The following is a 3180-nucleotide window of genomic DNA, read 5'->3' on the forward strand; positions in this document are numbered from 1 at the left end:
AGGACATATGCCCACGGCCGGAACCCGACCGAAGGTGACATTCGGTCGGTCTCGCCGGGTGACGGCCACCCTCAGTCGGCGGCCGCGAGCGCCTGCGGCCGGGTCCGGGGCACACATGCGCCCAAGTCGAGAGGGGACCGCGCGCACGTCGCGTCCGGCATTTCTCCGGCCAGACCCGATTTCGGGCGGCGAAATGCCGATCAGCGGCGCGGCGCATCGGCGGATTTGCCGTCGCGTAGGTCCGTTTTCCGGGTCGTTGAAGTCATCCGATCATTACGATGGAGATCGACCGATCCGACCACGATCTGGCGGGAGGTGCGAGCATGGCGTTCTATCGGCAGGTCGGCGCGGTGCCGCCGAAACGGCACACCCAGCACCGCGACGACCTCGGGCGGCTCTACTACGAGGAGCTGATGGGCGAGGAAGGCTTCTCCGGCGATTCCTCGTTGCTCTATCACCGCGGTCTGCCGCCCGCGATCGTCGACTCCACAGTCTGGGAACTACCGGACCAGACGACGACGCCGAACCATCCACTGCGCCACCGGCATCTGCGCCTGCACGATCTCTTTCCCGGCGACACCGCCGCGGGCACCGATCCGGTGACCGGCAGGCGGCTGTTGCTCGCCAACGCCGACGTGCGGATCTCCTACGTCGCCGCCAAGGGCGCTTCTCCGTTGTACCGCAACGCGATCGGCGACGAGCTGGTGTACGTGGAGGCGGGCGAGGCCACCGTCGAGACCGTGTTCGGCAAGCTTGCCGCCCGTCAAGGCGACCAAGTCCTCATTCCGCGCGCCACCACGCACCGCTGGTTGCCCGCCGGGGCGGATCCGTTGCGCGCGTACGTCATCGAGGCCTCCAGTCACATCACTCCGCCGAAGCGATACCTGTCGAAATTCGGTCAGCTGCTGGAGAATTCGCCGTACTGCGAACGAGATCTGCACGGCCCCGGCGAACCGCTGCTCGAATCCGGTACCGATGTCGAGGTTCTGGTGAAGCACCGCGCGGGCGCGCGGGTGGTGGGTACGCGGATGGTCTACGCGACGCACCCGTTCGACGTGGTCGGTTGGGACGGGTGCCTGTACCCGATCACGTTCAACATCGCCGACTTCGAGCCGATCACCGGCCGCGTGCACCAGCCGCCGCCGGTCCACCAGGCGTTCGAGGGGATCAACTTCGTGATCTGCAACTTCGTTCCGCGCAAGGTCGATTACCACCCGCTGTCCATCCCGGTGCCGTACTACCACTCCAACGTCGACTCCGACGAGATCATGTTCTACTGCGGCGGAAACTACGAGGCGCGCAAGGGTTCCGGTATCGGCCAGGGTTCGGTATCGGTGCATCCCGGCGGCTACGCGCACGGACCGCAGCCGGGAGCGTACGAGGGCAGCATCGGCATCGAGTTCTTCGACGAGTTGGCAGTCATGGTCGACACTTTCCGCCCACTCGAACTCGGCGAGGGTGCGCTGGCCTGTGAGGATCCTGCCTACGCGTGGACATGGTCCGGGCGGGGCCCGCGGTGAGGACGCGGCTCGAGGTTCCGGAGGATTCGCTGTTCGGGGCGGAGAATCTGCCGTACGGGGTGTTCGCGCCGCGCGGTGGCGAGTATCGGGTCGGGGTGCGCTTCGGTGAGTTCGTCATCGATCTGGCTGCGGTGCTGGAGGATTTGGTGTTCGCCGCGCCTGTCCTCAATCCGTTCCTAGCGCAAGGTCCCGCGCGCTGGCGGGAGGTACGCGAACGGGTGCGTGAGTTGGTCTCGTCGGAAATCCCGACCGATGCGGTGTATTCGCTGACGGACGTGACCCTGGCGCTGCCGATTCGCATCGGCGACTATGTGGACTTCTACGCGAGCATCGACCACGCCACCAATCTCGGACGTTTGTTCCGCCCGGATGCCGAACCGCTGCTACCGAATTGGCGGCACCTTCCGGTCGGCTACCACGGTCGAGCCGGAACCGTCGTCGTTTCGGGCACCGAGGTTGTGCGGCCGCAGGGGCAGCGCAGAACGGATTCGGGCGCACCGGATTTCGGTCCGTCCCGGCGGCTGGATATCGAGGCCGAACTCGGCTTCGTCGTCGGCGTCGGCTCTTCACTCGGCACGCCGATCGATATCGCCGAGGTCGAATCCCACCTGTTCGGCGTGGCTTTGGTAAACGACTGGTCGGCGCGGGACATCCAAGCCTGGGAGTATCAGCCGCTCGGGCCGTTCCTCGGAAAGTCGTTCGCCACTTCGCTGTCCGCCTGGGTGACACCGTTGGCCGCACTCGACTCGGCACGGATACCGCTGCCGGAACAGTCGCCGCCACCGCTGCCCTATCTCACCGCCGAACAGCCGTGGGGCTTGGACATCGAGCTGGCCGTCCACTGGAACGGCCATACCGTCGCGCACCCTCCCTACGCCCGGATGTACTGGTCGCCGGCGCAGATGCTGGCACACCTGACCGCCAACGGAGCCGCCACGCGCACCGGCGATTTGTTCGCATCGGGCACCATCTCCGGACCCGAACCGGGGCAGCGCGGGTCGTTCATCGAATTGTCTTGGAATGGAGCGGAACCGGTATTGCTCGATGGCGATCATCGGACGTTTCTGGAGGATGGCGACGAGGTTGTGATCACGGCCTCAGCACCGGGCATCGGAGTGAACCGCATCGGCCTCGGAGAAGTGCGGGGCCGAATTCTCCCCGCGCACAGTAGGTAGCCGGCGGGTGCCACACACCCTGTGTACGTGCCACATAGGCGGTGGCTATGTGAGGCGTGTGGTGGGTGTGTGGGAGCGGATTCGTTCGGTGGTTGGGTTGCGTTGACTGGTCCCAATGTTGCGGGCGCCGAGGGGGTTCGCCTTGCGGCAGGTTCTTGGGATTGGATTTGGGCGGAGGTTGCGTTGGGGTGACGGTTCCCAATGTTGGCGTTTTGCGAGGGGGTTGGGCCTACCCAGGTTTGCCTCGGAGCAGTGCTGGGCGCGTCGTGTGCCGTACCCGGCTTACCTCCCGCAGTCGGGTGCGCGGGGTTCGGCTTCCGGCGTGGTCGACCGGCTGTGGTTGCGTCCAGAGAGCGGGCAATCGGGGGAAATCCCTGGAGAAGTGCTTTGCCCGTCAAGGCCCCAACCACCATTTGACTACCGTCGATAGAGAAATGGATTTGACGGTAGTCAAATGGTGGCTTATCAAGATCTTGGATTTGAAT

At 65.4% G+C, this 3180-nt stretch carries 2 protein-coding genes; both read left to right on the plus strand.

The features are described 5' to 3' along the window. Positions 1 to 323: 323 nt before the first annotated feature. Entirely contained in the window at positions 324 to 1520 is a 1197-nt protein-coding gene (locus NAM01S_RS32570; protein WP_067792994.1) for a homogentisate 1,2-dioxygenase, read from the plus strand. Next, a complete protein-coding gene (gene fahA, locus NAM01S_RS32575) occupies positions 1496 to 2695 on the plus strand; it encodes a fumarylacetoacetase (protein WP_067792996.1) in 1200 nt (399 codons plus the stop codon). The genes NAM01S_RS32570 and fahA overlap by 25 nt, the downstream gene beginning before the upstream one ends. Positions 2696 to 3180: the final 485 nt, after the last annotated feature.

The sequence above is a fragment of the Nocardia amikacinitolerans NBRC 108937 genome (genome assembly GCF_001612615.1).
Taxonomy (GTDB): domain Bacteria; phylum Actinomycetota; class Actinomycetes; order Mycobacteriales; family Mycobacteriaceae; genus Nocardia; species Nocardia amikacinitolerans.

Coding starts and splice junctions, on each gene's coding strand:
- fahA (WP_067792996.1), top strand. CDS start 1,496: ATGGTCCGGGCGGGGCCCGCGGTGAGGACGCGGCTCGAGGTTCCGGAG.
- NAM01S_RS32570 (WP_067792994.1), top strand. CDS start 324: ATGGCGTTCTATCGGCAGGTCGGCGCGGTGCCGCCGAAACGGCACACC.